This window comes from Draconibacterium sp. IB214405 (assembly GCF_033963885.1).
Taxonomy (GTDB): Bacteria; Bacteroidota; Bacteroidia; order Bacteroidales; family Prolixibacteraceae; genus Draconibacterium.
Genome location: NZ_JAXBMA010000002.1, coordinates 606308 through 632262, shown reverse-complemented (window position 1 = coordinate 632262; position 25955 = coordinate 606308). Strand labels below are relative to the sequence as shown.

Genomic DNA, 25955 nt, shown 5'->3' with positions numbered 1-25955 from the left:
TGCCTGGTAGAACTTAGAATAGTTGGTACCGATTTCTTTTTTAAAGCTGCTGAACTTTTTAATATTTTTCTTTACCTTCAACATACTAACGAACTAATAATTTCTGATAACTAAACTAAATGAGATCCCGGGAGACCGAATTACTTATTTTCTTTCTGATCATTGATCTACTTATGCTTCAGGCTGCTATTGTATTTGTAGCCTGGGTAGACCTGAGCATTTCTGCACGTGATATTCGCTCTATAAGTACTTATTTGTTACACGGCAACCTTTCCTGGATCATCGCCTACCTGACTTTTTCAAAAAAGAACCTGTATTTGCGCGATAGTTTTGTGAACCGGGTTGTCCGGATTACCAAACGACAATTGGTATTTATGGCCGTAGCGGCTACTATTGCAGTTGTATTACTGCCTTACCACCTGGCACGCAGGTTCTTTTTGGAATATTCACTGCTTTTCTATTTCGAAAAAATAGTGCTGTATTTTATCGTTTATCGTTATCTGAAATACAAACGAAGCAAAAACATAAATACCGTTCAGGCAGCGGTGGTCGGATACAATGACACATCTTTTGCCATTCGTCAGATCATTGACAGTAATCCGGGACTCGGGTATAATTTCTCAGGATTTATAAGTTCGAAAACAACATCAGATGAAAATATTCTTGGTCACCCCGATGAACTTGAAGAATTAATCGATAAACACAAACTGAACATCCTCTTTTATACCATTTCTTTTTTTAATGGCGATGATGCAGAGCGCAAAGGGAAACGCGTTTTAAAAGTCTGCAACAGCAAAGGAGTACGACTGCGTTTTATACCCAAAAACCAGCAATGGTTCCGGAACCGGATGAACATGGAATCCTTTGGCAACCTGGTGGTGATTGACCCACAGGAAATACCACTCGACAATGTCAGTTCACGGATTCAAAAACGACTTTTCGATATTCTTTTTTCATTGGCAGTTACTGTGTTTCTTCTTTCGTGGCTGATTCCGGTATTAGCTATCCTGATTGGTTTGGATTCCAAAGGCCCGGTATTTTTTGTACAAAGACGTACGGGTATCGACATTAAAACTTTTAACTGCCTGAAGTTCCGCAGTATGAAAGTGAACAGCAATGCGGATACCCAACAAGCAACACCCGAAGACAAACGTATAACAAAACTGGGGCGCTTTCTCCGCCAGTCTAATATCGACGAACTCCCACAGTTTCTTAATGTACTGGCAGGTAGCATGTCGGTTGTAGGGCCGCGTCCGCATATGTTAAAACATACCGAAGAGTATTCGAAGCTGATCGATCAGTACCTGATCCGGCATTACGTAAAACCGGGAATTACCGGGTGGGCACAAATAAAAGGTTACCGTGGCGAAACCAAACACCTCAGCGCTATGGAAAAGCGGGTAAAAGCTGATATGGAATATATTGAAAACTGGAAATTTAGTTGGGACTTGAGCATTATCTGGCTAACTATTTTTAGTAGGCATTCGTGGAAAAATGCGGGATGACAGCTTTATCGGAGCCCCAAATTATTATGCTTAAAATGGATTAGTTGAGAACCAATCTAAGGGATGAATAAAAGCCTTATTCAAAAGTTATATCTAAATATACGAAGAAACACCGGAATTTGGACAGCTGGTTTATGAATATGTGAATCCTTACCTGCACTATAGTGCTTTAAAACAACTGTTTTCTAATTTGTATGTGATCTGGCGCAGGATTATGATTGTATTGAAAAATGTAGGAAGTTAAGAGGATTGTGAAAAATCAGGAAACATCTTAAAATATGAGGACACTTCGACTACAATTAATTAGTATCATGAAATATTAATTAGAAATATAACTCTGTACATATTAAACGTTACGGTATTAATCTGTTAATATCAATTTTATATAGTATATCTAGCAGTTTTATGTATTAATCTACCAACAAGTTTTTATCATTTTTGAAGTACAAATTAATCTAAAATTATTTTGAGTCTTAGGCAAAAAACCTTATATGGTCTTACCTGGAGTTTTATCGATCAAATAGCAAATTTGGGGATAACCTTTATCGTGGGAATTACTTTGGCAAGAATACTTTCGCCACGCGAATTTGGATTGATCGGTATGATAACCATATTTATTGCTGTTTCGTACACCTTCGTGAATGGTGGTTTCACACAAGCACTTATTCGAAAAAAAAACTGTACCGATACAGATTACTCCACTGTTTTTTATTTCAATCTACTCATTAGCATAGTATTTTTCATCCTGCTATATATATTCTCACCGGCGATTAGTTCCTTTTTTAAAGAACCCGAGTTAATGTTGATTTTACAGGTCCTGGGATCCTTACTTATGATTGACGCTCTTGGTCTAATTCAACGGACAATTCTGATAAAAAATATCAATTTTAAGTTACAGGCAAAAATTTCATTAATATCATCTCTATGTTCCGGCGTTATTGCAATTGTAATGGCATACAAAGGTTTTGGAATATGGAGTCTTGTTGCACAGCGCATAAGTAGGCAATTAATTAAAACATTGCTTTTATGGACTTGGAACCGTTGGATCCCAGCCTTGCAATTCAGTAAAGAATCTTTTAAAGAATTATTCGGTTTTGGAAGCAAACTATTAGTAAGTGGGCTTATCGATACGATCTACCAACAGATATATTTACTGGTAATTGGCAAGTTCTTCTCTGCTCAGGAATTGGGCTATTACACACGTGCCGATCAGTTTAAAAATCTTCCATCGCAGAATCTGAATGGAATTATCAACCAGGTTACCTATCCTGTTTTATCGAGTATTCAGGACGACATTCCACGTCTCAGAAATAGTTATAAAAAATTGATACGTAGTACGATGTTTATCACATTTGTGCTGATGCTGGGAATGGCAGCAATAGCCGAGCCGATGATCATCACACTGATTGGTGAAAAATGGCGGTCTTCTATTTTATTGCTTCAAATGCTTAGTTGTGTTGGAATGTTTTACCCGTTACAAGCCCTAAATCTGAATATGTTGAAGGTTCAGGGCCGGTCCGACCTTTTTCTAAAATTGGAGATCATAAAAAAACTACTTGCTATTCCCACGATAATTGTTGGAATTTTTTGGGGAATAAAAATCATGATAGTCGGAATGTTTGTAAATACGCTGATCGCCTATTACCTGAATAGTTATTGGAGCGGACGAATGATCGGTTACTCGATATTGGAGCAACTCAGAGACATTATTCCTTCTTTCCTGTTAGCAATGGCGATGGCGATAACTGTTTATTATATTGGAACATTTGTTAGATTAAGACCGATATGGACATTAATTATCCAAATTTTAACAGGAGCAACATTTACAATAATTATAAGCGAAATTATAAAAATGAGAGACTATCTTTTTTTAAAAGAAATAGCTTTGGAAAAACTCTCAACTTACAGAATTAAAAAAAATGAAAAAATCTGATAACCCAATTTTTGTTACCCAACCCGACCTGCCAGAAATACAGGAATTCATACCATATCTTGAACAGATTTGGGACAATAAAATTTTAACTAATAACGGCCCGTTTCACAGGCAATTGGAAAAAGAGCTGGCTAACTTTTTAAATGTCCCCTACATTTCTTTATTTACCAATGGTACTCTAGCACTGGTAACCGCATTGCAGGTTTTAAGAATTACTGGAGAAGTGATCACTACACCTTACAGTTTTGTAGCGACAACACATAGTTTATGGTGGAATAACATTAAACCGGTGTTTGTGGATATTGAACCGAAATTCTGCAATCTCGATCCCGAAAAAATAGAAGCTGCAATTACCCCAAAAACCACAGCGATTTTACCTGTTCATGTATATGGTAACCCCTGCGAGGTTGAACGCATTCAAGAAATTGCTGACATTTACGGTCTCAAAGTTATTTACGATGCTGCACATGCATTTGGAGTAAGATATAAAAGACAGAGCATTCTTAACTATGGCGATCTTTCAATACTCAGTTTTCATGCCACCAAAGTATTTAATACCATGGAAGGTGGAGCCATTATCTGCCACGATGCTGCAACCAAACAACGGATTGATTACCTGAAAAACTTCGGTTTTGCAGGGGAAACCACTGTCATGGCTCCAGGAATAAACTCAAAAATGAACGAAATGCAGGCTGCTCTGGGATTGTTGCAATTAAAGCATTTCGAAAAAAACATTCTGAAACGTGAAATAATTTTAAAGAAGTACAGAGAAGCGCTTAGTGTTATTAAAGGAATATCATACCTAGAAGAGAAAGTGAATATTAAGTACAACTACTCATATTGCCCCATTTTCGTGGATGAAAAGGAATTGGGTATCACTCGGGATCAACTCTATGAAAAATTAAAAGAAAATAACATTTTTGGGCGTAGATATTTTTATCCGTTGATCAGTGAATTTCCAATGTACAAAGGACTGGATTCTTCACAAGCCGCAAATTTATCGGAAGCCCATAAAATAGCCAATTCAGTAATTTGTTTACCCATTTATCCCTCGATGGATCTAGATATAATCGAGCAAATATCTCACATCATAAATAAAAAATAATGGAATATATATATATTCTTGGAAATCCCAGATCTGGTACTTCTTTGTTTCGCATCATGCTCAATCAGCATTCCAAGATTGTCTCACCTCCTGAATGTGGATTTGCACAATGGTGGTTTGAAAAATATAGTGATTGGACACCTAAAGACAATGAAAGTTATAGGCTGAATTCTTTTATAGACGATTTATTTACAAGCAAAAAAATTGAGACATGGAATCTTGATAGAACAAAAGTATTAAAACTCATTAAAACTGAAGCGCCTAAAAATTATGGGGAATTAGTTAGTTGTGTTTATATTGCTTTCGATCCATATCCAAATAGAATCAAAGCAATTGCCGATAAGAATAACTATTACATACACCATATTGACAAACTTCGATCAATTTGGCCAGATTCAAAATTTATACATATCGTAAGAGACGGCAGAGATGTAGCGTGTTCTTATCTTGAAGTTAATAATTTGAAAACAGACTCACCCTATAAACCTCAACTTCCATTATCCATGGATAAAATTGCCGTCGAATGGATGGAAAATAATAAAAAAATAGAACAGCTAAATGAAGAGATTCCAGATAGATATCTACTAGTTAAATACGAGGACTTGTTAACGACTACAAAAGAAATTCTTTTAAAAATCTGTAATTTCTTAGATCTGGAATTTGAACACAGTATGTTGGATTACCATAAAACAAATTTAAAAAACAACCATGAACCTATAGAAACATTGGATTGGAAAAGAAAAACATTGGAAAAACCTGATATAACAAAAGTTAACCGTTACAAAAAAGACTTATCTGAAAACCAAGTTGATTTATTCAACAGAACCGCAAAAAGATATTTGTTACATTATGGATATAAAATCTGAAAACAATCCTTTAGTTAGTGTGCGATTAATGACATTCAATCATGCGCAGTTCATAAAAAGTGCAATGGATGGAATAATGTTCCAACGAACTAATTTCAATATTGAAGTTGTAGTTGGGGATGATTTCTCAAAAGATAATACTCTCGAAATCATCAGAACTTATTCAAATTCAGATAAAATATCTATAAATATCCTTGAAAGAAAAATTGGAGATGATTATTGGCAAAATCGCCAAAAGCATGGTCGTCTTTATAATTTTTATAACATTCTACAAAATTGTTCTGGCAAGTACATTGCGTTTTTGGATGGCGATGACTATTGGACCGATCCATATAAACTGCAGAAACAGGTGGATTCAATGGAGGCCAATGAAGATTATGGTCTATCATATACAAATGCCACTGTATTCGACCAGGAAAAAGGCTCTATCAAAGGAACTTTCAATTTTTTAAATAACGCTGCTCCTTCTTCTGGCAATTTTTTTCCAACTATAGTACTAAAAAATTATATACAAACACTTTCTGTCTTAGTTAAAAAAGAATATGTACAATTAGCCTTAAAAACTATTGGTAGTAGATGGTATGAATTCAAAATGGGAGATTATCCTCTTTGGATTGAAGTTAGTAGAATTACAAAAATAAAATATATCAATGAAATTACGGCTGTTTACAGGAAGTTACCTAATTCTGTATCTTTTCATTCGAACATTGAAAAAAGATATAATTTTCTTAAATATGTTTTCGATATTCAATTTTACTTTTGTGAAAAATATCGTTTAGGAGACATTTGTGAGAAATTACAAATTAGTTATGCCAGATATTTATGTTTGAAAGCATTTGACTTAAATGCAGGAGTGGTTGATAAATCTGTGATAAAATCATTTAAACCGTTGACGATTAGAGATAAATTTATAAAGTTTTCATTAAATCATAAATGGGCATACAATACGATAAAAGTTTTCTTTCAAACAATCTCAAAAATTAAAAATATTTAATATTGTTTTCGTATGACATTAATTTTGAAAATGAAAATTGTATTTAATAAATTAATATATTTTATATTTCGGAATCCCAAATATTATGTATTTACTGTATGTAACCGACATGCCATAATTAATAAAAGAGCAATAATAAATTATAAAAATAGAAAAGCAATTATTTTAGGAGAAAAGGTATATATCGGAGCATTCTCCATTATTATTGCCATTAATGATTCAAACAAAAATTCGTTCAAAAATTCGACTTTAACGATTGGATCAAATACTTATATTGGAGAAGGTAATAATATACGGGCAGCAGGTGGAACAATTAAAATTGGAGCAAATTGTCTAATTTCACAAAATATTACAATTGTTGCTTCAAATCATGAAACAAATAAAAACGATTTAATCCGCAACCAACCATGGTCACAAGAAAATAATACAATCACAATTGGTGATGACGTTTGGATTGGAGCAAACTCCGTAATTCTTCCCGGTGTAACCATTTCAAATGGGGCAGTAATTGGGGCAGGAAGTATCGTGACAAAAGATGTACCTAAATTTGCAATAGTTGCTGGAAATCCAGCTAGACTTTTAAAATACAGAGAATAAAGCTAATAAATGAATATCGTACTTTCTACTGATAATAATTTTGTTCAACATTGTGCAGCAACATTGGTTTCTTTGCTTGAAAACAACAAGGGATTGATAAATATTTATATACTTTCTGAGGGTCTTACTGATTCCAACAATAGAATTCTGGAAGAAATTGTTTTGGCCCGAGGAGGTAACTTCAAATACATTCAAGTTGATTCTGACCTAATACAAAGTTTACCAATGCCATATTTAAAATCAACATCTCATATTAGTTTAGCAACATATTACCGTTTAGTTATTCCTTTTCTCTTACCTTCTTCAATTAACAAAGTCATTTATTTGGATTGTGATATTATAATAAGAAAATCAATTAAGGAATTGTGGGAAGTGGATATAGAAACATTTGCAGTAGCCGCCGTGTATCAGATTACACAAAGAACGATTAAAGATGCAATTAGATTAGGTTATGACCCTTCTTATGGATATTTTAATGCAGGTGTATTATTAATTAATTTATCTTATTGGCGTCAGCATAATATAACCAAAAAACTACTTAGTTATTTAACAACTAATCAAAATCGAATTATTTTCCATGATCAGGATGCATTAAATGCAGTTTTACATGATAAAAGTTTTAAAATTAGCTGTAAGTGGAATATGTTAACTATATTTTTCATAAAAAGAACTCTAATTATTAATGATGAATTTGAAGGAAAAATTATAAATGATTATTTAGACTACAAAAAGTCTTTCCCGAAGGAAGCTCTAGATCCAACAATAATTCACTTTGTTGCAAAACCAAAACCATGGGATCCATATTGCACTCACCCATTCAGAATTGAATATTACAACTATTTAGTTCAAACTCCTTGGTATACTTTTAAAGAACCAAAAACCTTTTACTCCTCTGTTTATAGATTTCTTAAGAGAGTTAAAAATAAAATTATTAATCCTGATAATTCTTATTTTTCCAGTTAGGGTGTAAATCCTTTGTAATTATTTTCCTCGTTAAATTGGAATATAAGTTTCACAATACATCTAAAACATGCAATATTTTTTTAAGATCATTAATTACGCCTTTTCTGTTCGTAGCATTCATTACATTCTAAATTCAGTAAAATTTTTTAAAGTCAAAATCCTACGAAAATGTCATCCAAAGGTCTATGGTTTAATTAACCTGAATGTCGATGGACAATTGTTGTGTGGTACATCAATCAGAATTAACAGCAGTTCTAAGTTCAATATAATTGGTGGTGATACCAGAACAAATATTCTTATTGGGAAAGAAGCAAAAATGGTAATTGGAAATAACGTTGGGATTTCTAATTCTACATTCGTGTGTCGCAATCAGATTATATTAGAGGATAATGTCTTAATTGGAGGAAATTGTAAATTTTACGATACCGACTTTCACTCTTTAGAGTTCGATAACAGGATGAAACCATTTCTAAATGGCAAACCTGACACAACTATTAAGTCTGCGCCAATAATAGTCAAGAATGGGGCTTGGATTGGCGGGCATTGTATTATTTTGAAAGGAGTTATAATTGGTGAATGTTCCATCATTGGAGCTGGAAGTGTTGTCAGTAAGAATATCCCTGCCAATGAGGTATGGGCAGGTAACCCAGCAAAATTCGTTCGCAAAACTACACACAATACTTTGTAGAGCCAATGAAAACAAAAATAACTATTGTGACAGTTAGCTTTAATTGTAAAAACGATATTGAGCCAACTATTCTGTCAGTAATCAATCAAAGCTACCTTGAAATAGAATACATCATTATCGATGGAGGCTCCACCGATGGCACATTAGAGATTATTAATAAATACAGGGATAAAGTCGACATTCTAATTTCAGAACCGGATGAAGGCATTTTCGACGCCATGAACAAGGGCCTCAAATATGCTTCTGGGGTATGGGTAAACTTTATGAATGCCGGTGACACATTTTATGACTTAGTAACTGTAGACAAAGTATTCGAAAACAAAGCATATCATGGCATAGGAGTTGTTTATGGAAGTAAAATCACCAATGGAAGAACTATTCACCCTGAAAAGTTGTCTTCATTAAAATACGGAGGTATAATGGCCTGCCACCAGTCTATTTTTTATAATCGCGAGGTATGTGATGAAGAACTGTACTATAAAACAAAGCACAAACATTACGGGGATATTGAACTTACTCGTCGGCTTTATTTAAAAGGATTTACTTTCATTGAAGTGCCAATCACAATTGCCAATTTTAAATATGGGGGATTTTCTTCCGTTGTTTCAACATCTGCAAGAAAGGCGAAATTTGATTACCTCTATCAAAACCTTGGAATTAAGGGCATCTGCTACGGGCTGCTTGGAAAATTAAAATATTTAATTTATAAGTTTTGAAAACATACGAACAAGTTTTCCTTTAACAAAAGTTTATGAGAATAACATATAGCAAGCAAATAATCCGCAACTATATTACTGATATAGGAATTTCTTTTGTTTTGATCGGAGTTCCCCTAAGCATGTACCTCAATTACTATTTTCCTGTAATAGTGTGGTCTCCTGTCATCATGGCTTCATCAGTCGTTCTCATCATATCTTACAAAAACCTCTTTAACCTTAGGCTTCCATTGTCTAGTCGAATTGGCTCGGCGATTGCATTATTTCAGCTTTTAATGATTATTTACGGGGTGTTTTCTGATAATATGAATTCCAGCTATTTAAGTTTTCATTTGTACATAATTGCTCTCTTTATCGCACTGTCAACCAATCCCCCCCGATCGTCATACCAAAGTACAAAAACCTGGATTTATATTATTTCATCCATTGCAACTTCATTAGGAGCATACACTTTAATTAAAGGTCTAATAAGTGAAAACACAATCTTCTCATACCGGGAGAATGATGAAAACTCAATAATCGATCTTTTGACAATGAGTTATGGATTTCTTATCAATTTCATTGCGTCTTTATTTATGCTTGGAAAGAATAAAACAATCAACATTCTTGCACTATTATTTATTGCAACCGATATTTATTTAATGTTATTCCTAGGAAAGCGCACATCTATTCTCATCGCCTTTCTTTCCTTTATCCTTTTTATTTATATCCAGCCGAATTTTAAATTGGATATCCTTCGTGTATTTTTCTATTCGTGCATATTGATTATTCTATTCATTATTATTTATACAACAAACAATCAAATTAAAGAGCAAGTAGATAGTGTTTTTTTAAATATTTATTTAGGCATAGGTGTTATTTTTGGGAATGTAGAAACGGACCTCTATGGTTCAGCAATATCAAGGGTTAACTTAAGAAATTCGGCTTACGAAATGATAAACTCTGATTTTAACCTTTTTAATCTTCTTTTCGGAAAAGGATATATGACAATTGAGCTGGACAATCCGCTTTTGCAATCTTATGTAGATATGGGCATAATTGGTTTTATATTGTTTTTCGTTCTAATTGTATTGTATCCTATTTGGATTTTCATAAAATCATTTAAGCTAGATAATAGTAGTATCATTTATTTTTACATATTTACAATTTACAATACGCTTAGCGCATACCATTCTGGGATTCCTTATGCATACATAAAATATACACCTATATTGTTACTTGCCTTTATTGTTCGCAGTAATAAATACCTCAATATCCAATGAATTTTGAAAGTATTGATTGATTGTTTTACCACAGAATCTAAATGAAAAAGGTAGCATTTCTTCAACCACATATTCCACATTATCGAGAGGAATTTTTTACTAAAATTAGTAGTCATTCTAAAACGGACATCATATGTTATGACCTGAAGGCATCTAAAAAACGATATTTTGATGCAGCAAAGTTGGAGGTCATATCAATAAAAAACTGGCAACTTGGTCCTGCTCTTTTCTATGACCCATTTTCTTTATTCCGCAAGGAATACAAAACACTAGTTTTAATGTTGCACTTTGGTCATCTAGGAACCTGGTTCTTGTTATTTACAAAATTTATCCATCGAAAAAGAATTATTTTATGGGGGCAAGGCATTTCGGTTAAGCGATATCTAAAAGAAGAAATTCAACCTGACTTCTTGCTACGATGGATGCTTTCGTTGGCCGACGGTGCATGGACTTACACGGAAAAAGAAGCGGAGCAATGGCAAGTAATTTTTCCTAGAAAGCCAATTATTGCTTTGAACAACACGATATCGTGTGTTGAACAGATACTAAATTTCAAACATTCAGAAACCAAAGAAAAGCTTAAGGAGCGCTATGGCATAATGCAAAAAACCTGCTTTATCTTTTGTGCCAGGTTTACAAACAACTATCGACGTATTGACTTAATGCTAGCGATGATTAATAAGTTAGATCCTCAAGAATATGGTTTTATCATTATTGGTGATGGTCCGGCGAAACCGGATTTTAACTTATTCGAAAATGTTTACGATTTCGGCTCGACATACAATCAAAGTTTGAAAGACGACTTATTTACGATTGCTGACTTATATCTGCAGCCCGGATGGGTAGGCTTATCGGTTGTAGAAGCTTTAGCCTATGGCAAACCGGTGTTAACCTTTAAACGTTCGCCTGAAGTTTTACAATGCGTAGAGTACTCTTATTTGACACATGGCTATAATGCTATACTGTTCAATGACTTACCAGATGCCTTGAAACAAATAGAGAATCTCACAATTGAACAGAGAGGGCAAATGAGTAAAAATGCCCGTAACTATGTTCAGGCAAATCTCATGATGGATCATATGGTCAGTCAGGCACTAAAAACATTATAAGTATGATTTTAATTACTGGGCCGCTCCCTGAGCCTATCAACGGTTGCTCATATGCCAACGAAGTTCTTTGTCAAAACCTAGTAAAAAAAGGAACAGCATACCAAACTATCAATACTAGTACGCCTGTTGTTTCGTCGAAACAAGGAACTAACTTCTCATTAAAAAAAGCACTGGGATTTTTAAAAACCTATTCCTACGCGTTTAAAGTATTTGGGGCTAAAGCTGTATACCTAACCCCAGGCCAAACCTTTTTTGGCGTAGCCAAATATGCGCCATTTATCCTGTTATGCATCCTGTTTCATAAACCCTATGTGATTCATGTGCACGGAAATTATTTGGGGACGGAATATCAACAACTAAAAGGAGCTAAATCTAAATTTTTTCGTTTACTGGTTTCTCATGCTTCTGCCGGGATTGTCCTATCGGAAAGCCTCCGCAAGAACTTCGCCGGCTTGCTACCAGATAAGAAGATTTTCGTTGTCGAAAATTTTGTGGACGAAGAACTCCTGACTTCATATGAAGAACAAAAGAAGCCTAAGGATCAACTTCGCATTCTCTATTTAAGCAACCTGATGGAAGAAAAAGGCATCCTTGATTTATTGGATGCGCTACTCCTACTCCAGAAAAAAGGCGTAGCCTTTTGTGTACAGTTAGCCGGAAAAATTGAGAGCAATATTTACACGGAGGTACAAATGAAATTAACGGCCTTGGGAGAAAAAGTAGAATACCTCGGGTTGGTTAAAAACGAGTCAAAACTACAAGCCTTTCAACGAGCCAACGTGTTTGTCCTGCCAACCTGGTACCAAATGGAAGGACAACCCATTTCTATTTTGGAAGCGATGGGTTCTGGGAATATAATTGTTACTACCGCCCATGCTGGTATCCCGGATATCGTATCAATCGAAAATGGTTATTTTGTGGAAGCAAAGAATCCGAAATCAATTGCGAGAGCACTGCAAACAATTTCAGAAGATATAGCCGGAGAAGTAAAGCAATTCTCTGTGAAAAATGCGACTTACGTCAAATCACGTTTTACAGAACAACGTTTCAGCAGCAAGATTATGGATATCATGGAGAATGTAAGCCAAATGAACAAATAAGCATTTATGCCAACAAGATTAGAGACATTCAACCCAAATACCTTCGACAAAGGAACGGGAGCAGTCAAGAAAACGCTTTGGTTTTTTTTACATGCCTTACTCATTGAATCCTCCTGGATGCCCATAGTGAGTATTAAAGTTTTCCTACTACGCCGATTTGGTGCCAAGGTGGGTAAAGGGCTGGTAATAAAACCCTCAGTGAGGATTAAATTTCCGTGGAAACTGGAAATAGGTGACCATGTGTGGTTAGGCGAAGGATGTTGGATTGACAATTTGGATCATGTAAAGATCGGCAGTAATGTTTGTATTTCTCAGGGAGCTATGCTACTCACCGGCAATCATGATTATTCAGTTTCCTCCTTCGATTACCGAAACGCTCCAATTGAGTTGGAAGATGGTGTATGGATGGGTGCCCAATCAGTAGTTTGCCCGGGCGTACACTGTAAGAGTCATTCCATTTTAACGGTAGGCTCGGTGGCAACGAAAGATTTGGAGCCCTATTCCATCAATCAAGGAAACCCTGCCAAAGCAATTAGAAAAAGATTTATAGAAGTGTAGTATACAGAGTAATAATTGCCAATAACAACATAAAAATTGAAAAGATTCGATGAATACTAAAATCAATAACCTATCAATTGATAAAAACAAAATGTTGCCAACATTTGTAATAATTGGGGCCCAAAAATCGGCATCTACTTTTATGCAAGAATGTTTATCTGATCATTCTGACATTTTTCTGCCACACGGTGAAACGCCTTTTTTTGAGTCTCCAGACTATGAAAACGCTGACATTAAAGAGCTTTCTAAATTATTTAACGGAAGAACAGAAAAATGTCTCGGAATAAAAAGACCAAATTATATTGGGAAGCCGGAAGTTCCTGCAAGAATTCAAAAACACCTTCCAAACTCAAAATTGATTGCTGTTTTGCGAAACCCAGTTGATAGAGCCATCTCCGCATATTTTCACAATGTAAATTATGGTTTTATACCTCCGATTGATGTTGAAATAGGAATACGAAAAATAATTTCAAAAACCTCCTTTGTATCTGACAATAAAAGATCCTCAGAAATCATTGAATTCGGTTACTATTACAAGTATTTAAAAGAATACAATTACTTTATCAAAAACAATAACCTTTTAATATTTTTACATGAAGATATTATTTCTTCACCACTCGATTCTATTCAAATAGCTTATAAATATCTAGACGTAAATCCTAATTATATTCCAAAGTCTTTGGATGACCGTCCTATGAAAGTTTTATACAATATACATAGGCTCAAATGGGTGGTTAAACGAAATAGATTATTATACATGTATAATGCCGACAAAACCAGATTATCAAAAAAGCAGTTAAAATTTACAGACAAAGTACTTGCATACAGCATAACAAAATTTGATGAAAAGATTTTATCACTTTTCTTCCCAAATCAAAAACCTCAAATAAGTCAGGAATTGAAAAATATTTTATATGATCTATACCTTCCTGATATAAAAAAATTAGAAAAACTTATCGACAGAGATCTGTCTATATGGAAGCCTAAAGATTATTAATTAGAATTTCCATGTCCTTCTTCAGATCCTTTCCCTATTAAATTCGATAAGATTAATACTTTAATCGGTTTTACTAACATTGTCTTTGCGTGCTAAGATTCCTGGTACGATTTTACATCAATGTCAAAATCTTTGAGTTAGAACGTTAATTCTACAATAACAGAGAAGAGATTATAATACATATTAAATAGGAATACTCCAATTGATCAAGCATCAAGTAGCGGGTATCGAATTTCAAGTATTCAAATCCATGTATATCTACTGGAAAAACATAAAATTCCTTTCAAAAAAAGAAATCAATTTTGAACAGGATATTCTTTCGGCACAGTTAATTACCGTACCTGCTGCACCATCTATGGTGGAAAGCAAAAACAATCCCTGGTATTACGAAGCCCTTGAGAATGCCACTTACAGTGTTATGGATAGTGGTTTGTTTTCCCTGCTTTGCAAACTGCACGGTATAAATGCACAAAAATACTCGGGCTATCGTTTAATTCAGGATATGCTGGCCTACCTCAAACAACAACCACTAAAATTGTTTGTGGTAAGTCCACGCCCTACCGAGAGTGAAAAGATAAAACAACTCCTACTTTCGGAAACGGCTTGCAAGGAAAAAGACCTGACTTTTTACAATGCCCCCATGTATCCTGCTCATGCTAATGTGGAAGATCCAGAATTGGCTGAGCAGATTAATACATTTCAACCCGATCTTGTTATGTTATGTATAGCTGGAGGCAAACAGGAAATTATGGGGCACTTCCTGCAACAAAAGATCATTCAAAAATCAACTATCATTTGCACTGGGGCGGCCATTTCTTTTTTTACAGGCACTCAGGCAAAGATCCCGTCGATGGTGGATAAACTTTACTTGGGCTGGCTGGCAAGGATAATTGCCGATCCAAAGACCTTTCTCCCACGTTATCTCAATGCCTTTAAATATGTATTTTGGTTCTGGAAATTTAGATCTTCGTTGAGAACGGAAGAAGAATAGACTAAGCTGGGAGTCGGAAGAATGAAGAGTATCAATTAGCGAACACCGATTGCAGATTTTGAAGAATGGCTGAGATCCACATGTCATAAATCATTTGGATACTATATGTTAGATAATGTACATTGATAATTGTATTTCAAGGAGTTAAAATCACCCCCCCTTTTAGGCCTGTCTTGATTGAACTTAAGCACACCAAGAGACTACTGTAAAACAACAAACATCATTGCGATACAAACAACAAACTTTACTGATCGGGGGCAAGTGTGCACTACCTTATTCGCTTCGCTCCTTTCCTCGACATAAATTCCGGGGCTACAGATATTAAATTCCTCTAGGATAATAAGAAAAAAATAAAAGACCCACGTTGCGTTGTTTCATGATTTAATTATTGGGAATTGGATATTGATCATTTAAAATTTTGGCATTAGATAAAATGTTCCCCTATAGGGACCAAGGGTGAGAAGACTATATTTGCATAAAAAACCACATCAAAGAATTTTGATGTGGTTTTTTATTGAGGAATCTTAGCTACTATTTCCCCTGATAAATTACTTTAAAAGTTTCACGACGCAATTCCGATTGCAAACTTATTAGATATATTCCGGGTTTTACTCTATTACCACTGTAATCAATGGCATCCCAGTTTATATTGTTATGACCTTCTAAGAATTGTGTATCTATTATTTTTATCATCCGTCCTTGATCATCATAAATGAATATTACTACAGATTCTTGGTCTTCCGTTTCAAATTCTATATTCAAGTTGCTCACAAACGGATTTGGATACACCTTAATACTTTCTTCACTATATCCTACACGTTTATCGGTTTCATATTTAGAAGAAATTGATACTAGTTGAGTTTGAAATTCGATAGATTTGGGAATTATGGTATCCACAACATAGGTGCAATACATCGAATAATTGTAATTCGCAACATCAGATACACCAAAATCAGCAGAAAGACCAGATGACCATGTCTCAGTACTCGCTGCCCGACCCGGTGACCCTACTTCATACCGAATGGTAACACTGTTCTCAAAAATAAATGCCAGCCATACAGTTTCTCCGGACCCTACAGAAACAGAATCTGTCAATGAAACCGTCTGCCAACCCTGAGTAGCATTTACCCGAGTCGAAGCAGTAACCCCTAATATAGTCCCTGGATAACCTGATGCATCAGAATAAACTCCCAGCAATACATTGCCAGTACCACCATGATGATAAATACTAATACTCCCTATCTTGCCATTCTCTGTAAAAGTAACCGGTATCGCACGTCGTGCACTTACCGGTGTTGTCGCCGCATAAATATCCGTTTGTCCTAAATCAACTCCTGATGGACCCGGAACAACCGTAGTATCCACAACATAGGTGCAATACATCGAATAATTGTAATTCGCAACATCAGATACACCAAAATCAGCAGAAAGACCAGATGACCATGTCTCAGTACTCGCTGCCCGACCCGGTGACCCTACTTCATACCGAATGGTAACACTGTTCTCAAAAATAAATGCCAGCCATACAGTTTCTCCGGACCCTACAGAAACAGAATCTGTCAATGAAACCGTCTGCCAACCCTGAGTAGCATTTACCCGAGTCGAAGCAGTAACCCCTAATATAGTCCCTGGATAACCTGATGCATCAGAATAAACTCCCAGCAATACATTGCCAGTACCACCATGATGATAAATACTAATACTCCCTATCTTGCCATTCTCTGTAAAAGTAACCGGTATCGCACGTCGTGCACTTACCGGTGTTGTCGCCGCATAAATATCCGTTTGTCCTAAATCAACTCCTGATGGCTTAGATAGCCGCACAAACACCGAAGCCCCCACAGTAAAAGACACGGCAGCCACTTCAAGCCCGTTTCCCGGGTCAATAAAGGTGATTTCTACATTGTCGTATTCTTTGCCTTCGCTGGTATCCCAGAGTTTAAAGCTTATGGTATTGCCGGGTTCGTAACCATTACCAAGGTAAGCCCCGGAGGTATCCTGGTCGGCTTTGGAGGCATTAATAAAACCAAGGGTGCTGTCAATTAATGGTTCGGTGAGCATAAATACACCGGCACAAATGTCGCCGTCGAACACCGCAATTTCATCTCCGGTTTGCATATCCATGCCTTCAATGATACTCTCCACAATGTAGATATTCATGTGGTCGTAACCGTTGCCCTCAAATGCCGGGGTAAAGTGGCTCTGGGCACCAACACCGGTAGCTAATAGAATTGTAATAAGTAGTAAGTAAATTTTTTTCATATTGGTTTGTTTTTTGTTTTTTTCGTTTTAAAACTGGTTCGCAAATTGGTTCTCTCTGAATACCCCGCCCCTAAAGGGAGCAGAGACAATCAATTCGCTCCCTTTAGAGCAAGGGGTAAACGAACTGATATTCACAACAACAATTAGCTTTTCACGTATTAATTTAGTTAATCATTTTTTCTTTTGTTTCTTTCTTAAATAATCTTGCATTTATGCGTCATGCTGTCCGTCAATTGACGGATTCAACATCTTGTTTCTTTGTCTTTACACAGACCCTGAATCCTCCTGATAGCTATCGGGACAGGATGACAGTCTTTAGTTATTCTCCTGTTAAGGGCTAAAGCCCGTTTATCGTTTCCACTTCTTCACCCGGGGATGAATCCCCGGGTTAGTCATATTCTTTTTCTATCATGGTCCTTCTGCTCTTCTTCCTTTCACCGTCTTAAAGTCCCCTTTAGGGGATTTAGGGGTGAAAACGATGCATATTCAGAATCTCCCCAGATCCTGAAACACCTGCCTGACGGCAGTCAGGAGTTCAGGATGATGTTCACGTTATCTGCGTTCCATCTTTTTCTTTATTTTGTTAGCACCACTTTGTTAATTACTGTTTTATCGTTTTCACTAAAACGTATATAATACACACCCGGTTTAACTTTTTGCCCGCCGGCATTTTCGCCGTTCCAGTTCCACCTATGTACTCCGGCGTTTAATTGTTCGTTTGTGGCCAGGTAAGCTATCGTTTGCCCCAGCTGGTTAATAACAAGCAATTCCACCTTTGCTTCCACTAAGATATTGACTTCTACGGTCAATTCCTCATTAAACGGATTCGGATATAGCTTCATTCCGCCCTCAATGAGTAAATTATCAGCTCCTGTAGTGTTGTATTTTGCACAACTTAACAGCGCTGATTCATGTTTTGTAAATACCGGTGATCCGCTAATCAGATCCGGGTAAAGTACCTGCTCCTCATTCGTGTTCTGTTTCCATAAACGTAATTCATAGTTGTGTCCCTCTGAATAACCAGGCATTCCCGCATTATCAGCTGCCGAAACAGGAATGGACACAAGTCCTTTCAGGATATCCTCTTGTTGCAGTACCACAGCACCTACACAGGAGCTTCCGTCGTATACTGCTAATTCATCACCTTGTTCCAGACTTCCCGGCAGATCAACAACATTAATGTTCATATGATCCACGCCGTTTCCGCTGTATACCCTGGAATAATAAACCGGTTCAATCCGCTCTTGTTTTCGAATGGAGGACTTGGTGTAATCGGCATAGATCCATAGGGTATCGTTTGTATTTACCTTTATTTTGTAGCCTTTGCCGGGAGAAAAGTTCCCGATAAAATTGGTCCAGCCACCATAAATCCCCATGTCTTCGATGGATTGCCCGGCCTCGTCCTGCACCTTTAACAGACTTCCACGATCAACCAGTTGCTGAATGATTTCCATGGCATCCACATTCATCTCCTGCGGATACCCCATTATATTCCAGCCTTCGTACAGGTAGATGGGGTACGGATAGGTAACGGGTACACCACATACGCGCAGACTGTCGTACCAGTTCATATTGATTTTAAAGCCATCGAAAGGACGAAGCAACTTCATTTCGGAATCGTTCCAGTCACCAAAAACACCTTGATCTTCAAAAGCATTACCCCATTCATCCTGAATTTTTATCAGGGATCCGTGATCGATAAGTGACTGAAAATTGTAGCCCACTCTTGCCGAATCGAGCTGCACAGGAACCGAGAACAGGTTCCACCCCGCCTGAAACTGGAGTGAGGTGCAGATTTCTTCCACCGGTATTTTGTACCTGGTAACTCCTCCGTTGTACATGCCTATCCATACATTTCCCTGGCTGTCGGCATACACTGCATAAATAAATCCGTCTTCCAGCGCTGCCAGGCCACTGTTCACATCGTAAACCCTTACCGAATCGCCATCGTACATCACCAGTTCCTTATCTCCGCCAAACCAGATATTACCGTAAATATCTTCCGAAATATCTTGACAGAGTTCAAGCGCTCCATCCGTTGTATCATAAAATTCCCATGTTTCACCATTATATTTTGTGGTAAGCCCCATTGATGTATACCAGGTATTCCCTTTTGAATCGTAAAATATCTCTGTAACATAAGTTCCGGTAGCCGGAAAAGGCAATTCAACTTCCTCCCAGTTGACACCGTCAAAATTGTACACTTTTCCTTCGCCATCGTAAGAAGCGACCCAGATAGTACCGTTTACATCTTCTCCGATACTTGTAATATTACCGCTAAAACCGACGTCCTCTTTCATATAGTAAGTCCAGTTCGCCCCGTCGAAAAATGCTACTCCGACACCTTCGTACGAGCCAAACCACATATTCCCCTGCGTGTCCTTATAAATACATTCCTCAAAAAGTGCGGGTTGCGGATAGTAAGTAAAATTCATTCCATCATATTTTGTTATCACCGAATCGCCAGTACCGGCAAACCAAACATTTCCTTCATTATCACTTTCAATGGCCCAGCTATAGTTTTCATTCAGACCGTTTTCGTCCGTAAAATTCTCCCACACTTCTCCGTTATACCGATCGGCCCCCTTAAATCCGGAAGACCAGATAGCTCCATTCTTATCTTCGGTAATGGATAGAGATACATCTGAGATCATTCCGTCACATGAATTGTACGTTGTCCAGTCGGGAGCATCCTCATAATCACCATCAACATTCATAATCGTGGTGAAAACATCATCCGCAGCATTGTCATCACCATTCAGAATGCTGGCTTCAAAAGCATAAGTTCTGCGGTAATCCGTATGATAAAAATCGGCTGTGTTCGTAAAGGTATAATCCAATGTATCGCCCGGTAGTAAAGTTAGCTCCAGTGTATCGATGGAAATAACCACCGAATCGACCAGGTAAGCCAGAATAGGATTATCAAAGGCATAAATTCCGTCGTTATAGATTCGAATGGTAACAGATTCGTTCTCCGTTAAACCGCAATACAGAAAACTACGGAATTCGTTACGAACCGGACTGATCAATCCTGCGATCCCAATATTATTATAAATCTCAGTTATTCCACTTTGCGATCTCGGATTCACCCGGTAAGTTCCGTATTGGTAATCCACGATTCCGTAAACCCGGTAACTTTTCCCTATTTCCATTTCGGGCCGGATCAGATAATGACCGATCAATGTTGTATCTCCTTCCTGAGAAATAACAATGTACTCCTGATAGATAGTGGTATCGATCACGGTTACATTTTCCAGTGCTACAAAAACGCATTCGTAGTCTTCACCTACATCCGCAACATCGATATTCACCGGCGAAACATCGAAGTATTCATCGGTATAATCAAACCATTGCGTATTCAATAATTCCGTTCTTCCGCTGTACTCCAGTACCTCTGCTACAATTTCAATATTATCCCCCTGTACGATGTGTTCCACAAGGGTAGTATCATAAACGAATATTCCATTTCTTTCTCCGGTGGTATCCTGCAAATAGAAACCATATGAATTAACGGCTATAATACGGCCCTTTGTTTTAACCGTCTGGCCTTCTAAAGGAGAAATCTCTCCTTCACCCTGAATTTCTTCAATTGAGTAGAGCGGAAAGGTATCGGCGCTGCATAAAAAGCAAGCTCCAAAACAAACCGGATCCAATGTAACCGACGAATCGGGCATAGTAAAAAAACGATCGCTGTTTTCGTCGGTACAGCTTCCGGCTATATTTTCCCATTCGTCTCCATTCTTAAACCGGTAAGCGATGGTTGTTCCGCCAACTACTTTTATGCTTGCGGTATAAACCGAACTTTCGCCACTCATGGGAACGGGATCTACCCACGACATCCACGAATTCCAGTCACCTGCAACGGCAACAGTCGAATCCACTACCTCATTTTGCATATCTACAAGAAAAGTCAGCTCGTATAGCGGAATAATACCTGCCTGAGCACGGGGATTGACAACAAATCGGTTATAGAGGTAATCCACTATTCCGTATACCTTATAAGTCTGTCCGATTTCCATTTCCGGTTCCATTAAATAGTGCCCGATAATGGTTGTATCTCCCTGTGGTGAAACAACAACGTACTCCTGATAATCATTTGTATCAATCACGGTTACCTCATCCAGTTTCACAAATACACATTCATAATCTTCACCTATTTCTGCAACGTCCACAGAGGACAGGGATACATAAAAGGCTTCATCTGTATAATCAAACCATTGGGTATTTAACAATTCTGTGCGTCCGTTGTATTCCATTACCTCGGCGATGAGCTCGATATTATCTCCCTGGTTAAGCTGGGCTGCCAGCACCGGATCGTATATAAATATTCCGGTCCGGATACCCGTTGTATCCTGCAGATAGAAACCGTATTCATTGATGCCTGTTATACGCCCTTTTGTTCGTATGGTGCTGCCTTCGAGCGGTGAAGTATCGCCCTCTCCCTGGATTTCACGGATCGTATATTGCAAAATACTGTCGGCAGGACATGAAGTACAGCCGCCAAAACAAACCACATCCAAAGTTAGCGTTGAGTCCTGCATGGTTACATAACGGTCTCCGTTTTCATCAGTACAGGCTGAAGGTACACTTTCCCATACCGTATCGTTTAGGAATTTATAACTGATTGATTCTCCTTCTGCCAGCTTTATGGTAGCTGAATAAATGTCTCCGTCAGCTGTCATTTCTTCCGGATCAACCCACGACATCCAGGAGTTCCAGTCGCCACCAACCAAGACCCCTCCTGCTCCAATGCTCTCATTTTGCATATTTACCCTGAAAGTAAGATCATACAAGGGAATGATTCCTGCCTGTGCCCGAGGATTCACGCCGTACCTTCCGTACTGATAATCTACAATTCCGTAAACAATATAACTTCTACCGACCTCCATTACCGGCTGCATAAGGTAATTATCGATAATAATGGTATCGTTCGATTCGGAAACTGCCACATATTCCTTGTAGGCGTTTTCTGATACCACTGTGACATAATCAAGGGAAACAAAAACCCCCTCGTAATCCTCACCGATTTCAGAAACATCGATTTTGGTAAGCGAAACATAAAACAACTCATCGGTATAATCGAACCATTGCGGATTGGTCAGTTCTGTTCTTCCGTTGTACTCAACGGCCATGGCAATAATCTCAATATTCTCCCCTTGATTCAGCTGAAGCGCCAATTCCGGGGCGTAAACGAATATTCCGGTTCTGGCTCCCGTGGTATCCTGCATAAAAAATCCGTACTGATTGATTGCAATTATGCGACCTTTTGTTCTCACCACTTGAGAATCTAACGGAGTAACATCACCTTCGCCCTGGATTTCGCGTATAGTGTACTGAGGAATTGAAAAGTCTCCGCAGTCTACACACCCTTCGAAGCAAACCACATCAAGAATTAAAGCATCACCGGAATGAGAAACATAAAGTTCTCGATTATTAAATTCGTCAACGGTGCAGTTCGCCGGTGGTATTTCGTAATATTCTCCGTTTATAAACTTATACTCAAAGGTCTGTCCGGCTTCCAGCAATAATGATGCAGAATAAACCGCTGCCGAATCCAACTGCATTTCAATCCTTTCTGACCAGTTGGAAAAACTGCCGTTTAAATGAATACCATTCTCTGATACATATTCGTTTTGCATATTCACCCGAAAAACAACCCATACTGAATCAACTACAGTTCCACAGTCGTTTATCAGCGAATATCCATTTTTCTGAGTCTGCTCGGCAGAGGTATTAAAGCTTACTCCGTTTGCCAGCAAACAAGTTATGGCGGCACAACTGTTCGCATCAAAATAATTGTTGGCAAAATTGGCTGAATTCAAATTTTCTATATTGCAAAGTTCTGTAGGTATCTCCCCATCCAGGTTATTCCAGTCGAGATTGATCTCCCACAAGTCGTTACAGAATCCCAGTTCGGCAGGAACATTCCCGGTTAGCATGTTACCGTTTAAACTCAGGATATTTAATCCGGAGAGTTCTCCTAATGAGCTTGGTATTTGTCCGGTTAACTGGTTGCCCCATAAAAAGATAAATCGAAGGTTTGAAAGGCTTCCCAGGTCTTCCGGAATCGATCCGGTCATACCGTTTCCTCCCATATCCAGAACTTCCAGAGCACTTAATTCTAAAATAGAATCGGGAATACTATCACTAAGATTATTACTATTCAGCCAGAGTTCGGTAACATTGCTGTCCTGCATGGTAACTCCATACCAACTGGCAACGGGGCCGGTCAACCAGTTTTCGTTGTTGGTCCAGTTATCACCGTCTGTTGCATTATACAAATCAACCAGCGCCAGCGAATCCTGTTCTGAACATGCCGTTAATGCACTCCCGGTTTCCTCGAACGAATAAGCCAAAGTGGCACAGTTAAAACTTATGGTGTAAAAACCGGCCGGAACGGAGATATTCAGACCGTTGCGAATCGCAATTCCATCCGGGAATCTGCTGCCCCCCCAGTTCACATCCCAGGCCTCGTTTTGCCGAAATTTTACTTCTGTAGTGCCATTAAAACTATAGTTGACTGTCCATTCTGTTGAATCATATCGGTTCTGTATCAACCGCACATCATATCCTTCGTTTCCCCAGTTATTAAATTCGCCAACCATACCGATATTTTCACAATAGGCTGTTGAATCATAAATACAGGAGGACAAGTCATAGTCATTATTTTGTGTCTGGTAAATATCCGGAAAATTCACTCCATTATTATACAGGCAGTTAAAGGCTTCGCAAGAAGTTTCATCAAACCAGTTGTAACTAAAATCAGCTTCTATTAAGGGCAGATTACATAAATCCGGAGATATTACTCCGCTAATATCGTTATAAGCGACATAGAGGTAGCGGAGTGAATCGAGGTTCGCCAGGCCCCCAGGTAATGAACCGCTTAGCTGATTTCCTGCCAGATTTAACAGGTACAGATTTGATAAATATTCAATGGATGATGGAATACTGTCTGTTAAAGAATTCCAGCTCATATGCAAATTTACCAACAACAATAGGTCACCGATATCTTGAGGAATTGAACCGCTTAACTGATTACCGGCTAAATCAAGAGATGCTAAATTAATGAGTTGGGTCAACGATTCGGGAATTGATCCTTCAAAGTAATTCCACCCCAGATTAAGGTCAATTAAACTCACTAAAAGGCCTAAGCTTTCCGGAATGAAACCGCTTAACTCGTTGTCAAATAAATTTATGATTTGAAGATTATAAAGATCCCCAAAACTTTCAGGAATAGAACCGCTTAACTGATTCCCTTGCAAATACAAATCAGTAAGCATGGATAAGCCACTTAGCTCCGTGGGAATTTCACCGCCAAGCTGGTTATCATCAAGAGCAAGTAAAAGAAGGTTGGATAAATCGCCTAACGATGTCGGAATTTCACCACTTAACTGGTTTCCGCTCCCCAGAAACAAAAACTCCAGTTTGCTTAACAATCCCAGCGATTCGGGAATTGACCCACTTAACTGATTGACTCCCAGATCTAAATTAAACAAATTACCTAAACTACCTAATTCTGAAGGAATGGAGCCTGTAAGTGAGTTTCCCCATAAAACAAGAGATTGGAGTTCACTAAGTTGTCCCAGACCGGCAGGAAGTGAATCTGTCAGGTTATTGTTGTCCAGACTAATTTCGGTCACTCTCCCTTCGCCATTTACATATACTCCATACCAAGTATCCACCGGCCCTGTCAGCCAGTTTTCATTATTATTCCAATAATCACCGTTGGTGGCCTCATACAGTTCCAGCAATGCCAGCGAGTCCGTCTCATTTACGTCAACAATTGCATAAGCACTCTTTAGTTGCATGCCTGCATCTCTTTCAGTCTCAAGTTTCGCACGGTATTCAGTTTTTCTGGATTCGCTTAACGCTTTCGACCGTACAAGCGCCTGTTCTCGAGTGGACATAATATTATTTTGCGCCGATATTACCGGCACAATTAATAAAATACATAGAATGAACAAGTACAGTTTTTTCATTTGAGTTGATTTTTTGGGTATTGTTATTAGTGAGTTCGAAGTAAGTGGACAGAAACAATCTTTTGTTCACAAGCCTAATTGGGTCGAATGTGTCTATCCGGGCAAATAATAGTTACATTTAATTGGTTAAGTATCCGATTTCAAATTGGTTGACTTTATAAAATTACAAAAATATTTATCGAATCAAATTTTTGAACCAGTTAAACTTATCTTCGAATTCACTCGTTTTTAACAATATCTCTTATTTTCTCATTTTACCTCATTTTAATAAATTTTAAAACTCTTATTTTCATACAATTACAACAATACCTCTTCAATTTTAATTAATCA

Annotated in this window: 17 protein-coding genes; 15 read left to right on the top strand and 2 right to left on the bottom strand. The window is 37.6% G+C overall.

Going from position 1 to position 25955, the window contains the following annotated elements; translation table 11 throughout:
• Positions 1 to 119 precede the first annotated feature (119 nt).
• The 15 genes from SLH46_RS08930 (at position 120) to SLH46_RS08860 (ending at position 15384) form a co-directional block, all read left to right on the top strand.
• A complete protein-coding gene (locus tag SLH46_RS08930) occupies positions 120 to 1505 on the top strand; it encodes an exopolysaccharide biosynthesis polyprenyl glycosylphosphotransferase (RefSeq protein WP_320280829.1) in 1386 nt (461 codons plus the stop codon).
• 466 nt (positions 1506 to 1971) lie between these two features.
• Entirely contained in the window at positions 1972 to 3438 is a 1467-nt protein-coding gene (locus SLH46_RS08925; protein WP_320280828.1) for a lipopolysaccharide biosynthesis protein, read from the top strand.
• Positions 3425 to 4543, top strand: a complete 1119-nt coding sequence (locus tag SLH46_RS08920; RefSeq protein ID WP_320280827.1) for a DegT/DnrJ/EryC1/StrS family aminotransferase — start codon at positions 3425 to 3427, stop codon at positions 4541 to 4543. The genes SLH46_RS08925 and SLH46_RS08920 overlap by 14 nt, the downstream gene beginning before the upstream one ends.
• The gene (locus SLH46_RS08915; RefSeq protein ID WP_320280826.1) at positions 4543 to 5409 is read left to right on the top strand and encodes a sulfotransferase family protein; all 867 of its coding nucleotides are present in this window, start codon (positions 4543 to 4545) and stop codon (positions 5407 to 5409) included. The genes SLH46_RS08920 and SLH46_RS08915 overlap by 1 nt, the downstream gene beginning before the upstream one ends.
• On the top strand, positions 5393 to 6403 hold the full coding sequence (locus SLH46_RS08910) for a glycosyltransferase (RefSeq protein ID WP_320280825.1): 1011 nt from the start codon (positions 5393 to 5395) through the stop codon (positions 6401 to 6403). Before SLH46_RS08915 ends, SLH46_RS08910 begins: the two co-directional genes overlap by 17 nt.
• Before the next feature lie 30 nt (positions 6404 to 6433).
• On the top strand, positions 6434 to 7000 hold the full coding sequence (locus tag SLH46_RS08905; protein WP_320280824.1) for an acyltransferase: 567 nt from the start codon (positions 6434 to 6436) through the stop codon (positions 6998 to 7000).
• Positions 7001 to 7009: 9 nt separating this feature from the next.
• Positions 7010 to 7963: a glycosyltransferase family 8 protein gene (locus SLH46_RS08900; protein ID WP_320280823.1), complete on the top strand. Its 954-nt coding sequence runs from the start codon at positions 7010 to 7012 to the stop codon at positions 7961 to 7963.
• Between the two features lie 67 nt (positions 7964 to 8030).
• Positions 8031 to 8651: an acyltransferase gene (locus SLH46_RS08895; RefSeq protein ID WP_320280822.1), complete on the top strand. Its 621-nt coding sequence runs from the start codon at positions 8031 to 8033 to the stop codon at positions 8649 to 8651.
• Between the two features lie 5 nt (positions 8652 to 8656).
• Positions 8657 to 9367, top strand: a complete 711-nt coding sequence (locus tag SLH46_RS08890) for a glycosyltransferase family 2 protein (protein WP_320280821.1) — start codon at positions 8657 to 8659, stop codon at positions 9365 to 9367.
• Positions 9368 to 9402: 35 nt separating this feature from the next.
• The gene (locus SLH46_RS08885) at positions 9403 to 10629 is read left to right on the top strand and encodes a hypothetical protein (protein WP_320280820.1); all 1227 of its coding nucleotides are present in this window, start codon (positions 9403 to 9405) and stop codon (positions 10627 to 10629) included.
• A 41-nt stretch (positions 10630 to 10670) separates the two neighbouring features.
• On the top strand, positions 10671 to 11738 hold the full coding sequence (locus tag SLH46_RS08880; RefSeq protein WP_320280819.1) for a glycosyltransferase: 1068 nt from the start codon (positions 10671 to 10673) through the stop codon (positions 11736 to 11738).
• Positions 11739 to 11740: 2 nt separating this feature from the next.
• Entirely contained in the window at positions 11741 to 12838 is a 1098-nt protein-coding gene (locus tag SLH46_RS08875; protein ID WP_320280818.1) for a glycosyltransferase family 4 protein, read from the top strand.
• 6 nt (positions 12839 to 12844) lie between these two features.
• Complete coding sequence (locus tag SLH46_RS08870; protein ID WP_320280817.1) at positions 12845 to 13396, top strand: WcaF family extracellular polysaccharide biosynthesis acetyltransferase; 552 nt, start codon at positions 12845 to 12847, stop codon at positions 13394 to 13396.
• Between the two features lie 49 nt (positions 13397 to 13445).
• Entirely contained in the window at positions 13446 to 14393 is a 948-nt protein-coding gene (locus SLH46_RS08865) for a sulfotransferase domain-containing protein (protein ID WP_320280816.1), read from the top strand.
• Between the two features lie 250 nt (positions 14394 to 14643).
• Positions 14644 to 15384: a WecB/TagA/CpsF family glycosyltransferase gene (locus SLH46_RS08860; RefSeq protein ID WP_320280815.1), complete on the top strand. Its 741-nt coding sequence runs from the start codon at positions 14644 to 14646 to the stop codon at positions 15382 to 15384.
• Positions 15385 to 15915: 531 nt separating this feature from the next.
• Here SLH46_RS08860 and SLH46_RS08855 read toward each other — a convergent pair.
• Positions 15916 to 17646: a T9SS type A sorting domain-containing protein gene (locus SLH46_RS08855; RefSeq protein ID WP_320280814.1), complete on the bottom strand. Its 1731-nt coding sequence runs from the start codon at positions 17644 to 17646 to the stop codon at positions 15916 to 15918.
• A 575-nt stretch (positions 17647 to 18221) separates the two neighbouring features.
• A complete protein-coding gene (locus tag SLH46_RS08850; protein ID WP_320280813.1) occupies positions 18222 to 25625 on the bottom strand; it encodes a two-component regulator propeller domain-containing protein in 7404 nt (2467 codons plus the stop codon).
• Positions 25626 to 25955: the final 330 nt, after the last annotated feature.

Excerpts from the sequence above, each read along its gene's own strand:
- SLH46_RS08930 (WP_320280829.1), top strand. The coding sequence starts at position 120 with ATGAGATCCCGGGAGACCGAATTACTTATTTTCTTTCTGATCATTGAT.
- SLH46_RS08920 (WP_320280827.1), top strand. The coding sequence starts at position 3,425 with ATGAAAAAATCTGATAACCCAATTTTTGTTACCCAACCCGACCTGCCA.
- SLH46_RS08915 (WP_320280826.1), top strand. The coding sequence starts at position 4,543 with ATGGAATATATATATATTCTTGGAAATCCCAGATCTGGTACTTCTTTG.
- SLH46_RS08910 (WP_320280825.1), top strand. The coding sequence starts at position 5,393 with ATGGATATAAAATCTGAAAACAATCCTTTAGTTAGTGTGCGATTAATG.
- SLH46_RS08905 (WP_320280824.1), top strand. The coding sequence starts at position 6,434 with ATGAAAATTGTATTTAATAAATTAATATATTTTATATTTCGGAATCCC.
- SLH46_RS08900 (WP_320280823.1), top strand. The coding sequence starts at position 7,010 with ATGAATATCGTACTTTCTACTGATAATAATTTTGTTCAACATTGTGCA.
- SLH46_RS08895 (WP_320280822.1), top strand. The coding sequence starts at position 8,031 with ATGCAATATTTTTTTAAGATCATTAATTACGCCTTTTCTGTTCGTAGC.
- SLH46_RS08890 (WP_320280821.1), top strand. The coding sequence starts at position 8,657 with ATGAAAACAAAAATAACTATTGTGACAGTTAGCTTTAATTGTAAAAAC.
- SLH46_RS08885 (WP_320280820.1), top strand. The coding sequence starts at position 9,403 with ATGAGAATAACATATAGCAAGCAAATAATCCGCAACTATATTACTGAT.
- SLH46_RS08880 (WP_320280819.1), top strand. The coding sequence starts at position 10,671 with ATGAAAAAGGTAGCATTTCTTCAACCACATATTCCACATTATCGAGAG.
- SLH46_RS08875 (WP_320280818.1), top strand. The coding sequence starts at position 11,741 with ATGATTTTAATTACTGGGCCGCTCCCTGAGCCTATCAACGGTTGCTCA.
- SLH46_RS08870 (WP_320280817.1), top strand. The coding sequence starts at position 12,845 with ATGCCAACAAGATTAGAGACATTCAACCCAAATACCTTCGACAAAGGA.
- SLH46_RS08865 (WP_320280816.1), top strand. The coding sequence starts at position 13,446 with ATGAATACTAAAATCAATAACCTATCAATTGATAAAAACAAAATGTTG.
- SLH46_RS08860 (WP_320280815.1), top strand. The coding sequence starts at position 14,644 with ATGTATATCTACTGGAAAAACATAAAATTCCTTTCAAAAAAAGAAATC.
- SLH46_RS08855 (WP_320280814.1), bottom strand. The coding sequence starts at position 17,646 with ATGAAAAAAATTTACTTACTACTTATTACAATTCTATTAGCTACCGGT.
- SLH46_RS08850 (WP_320280813.1), bottom strand. The coding sequence starts at position 25,625 with ATGAAAAAACTGTACTTGTTCATTCTATGTATTTTATTAATTGTGCCG.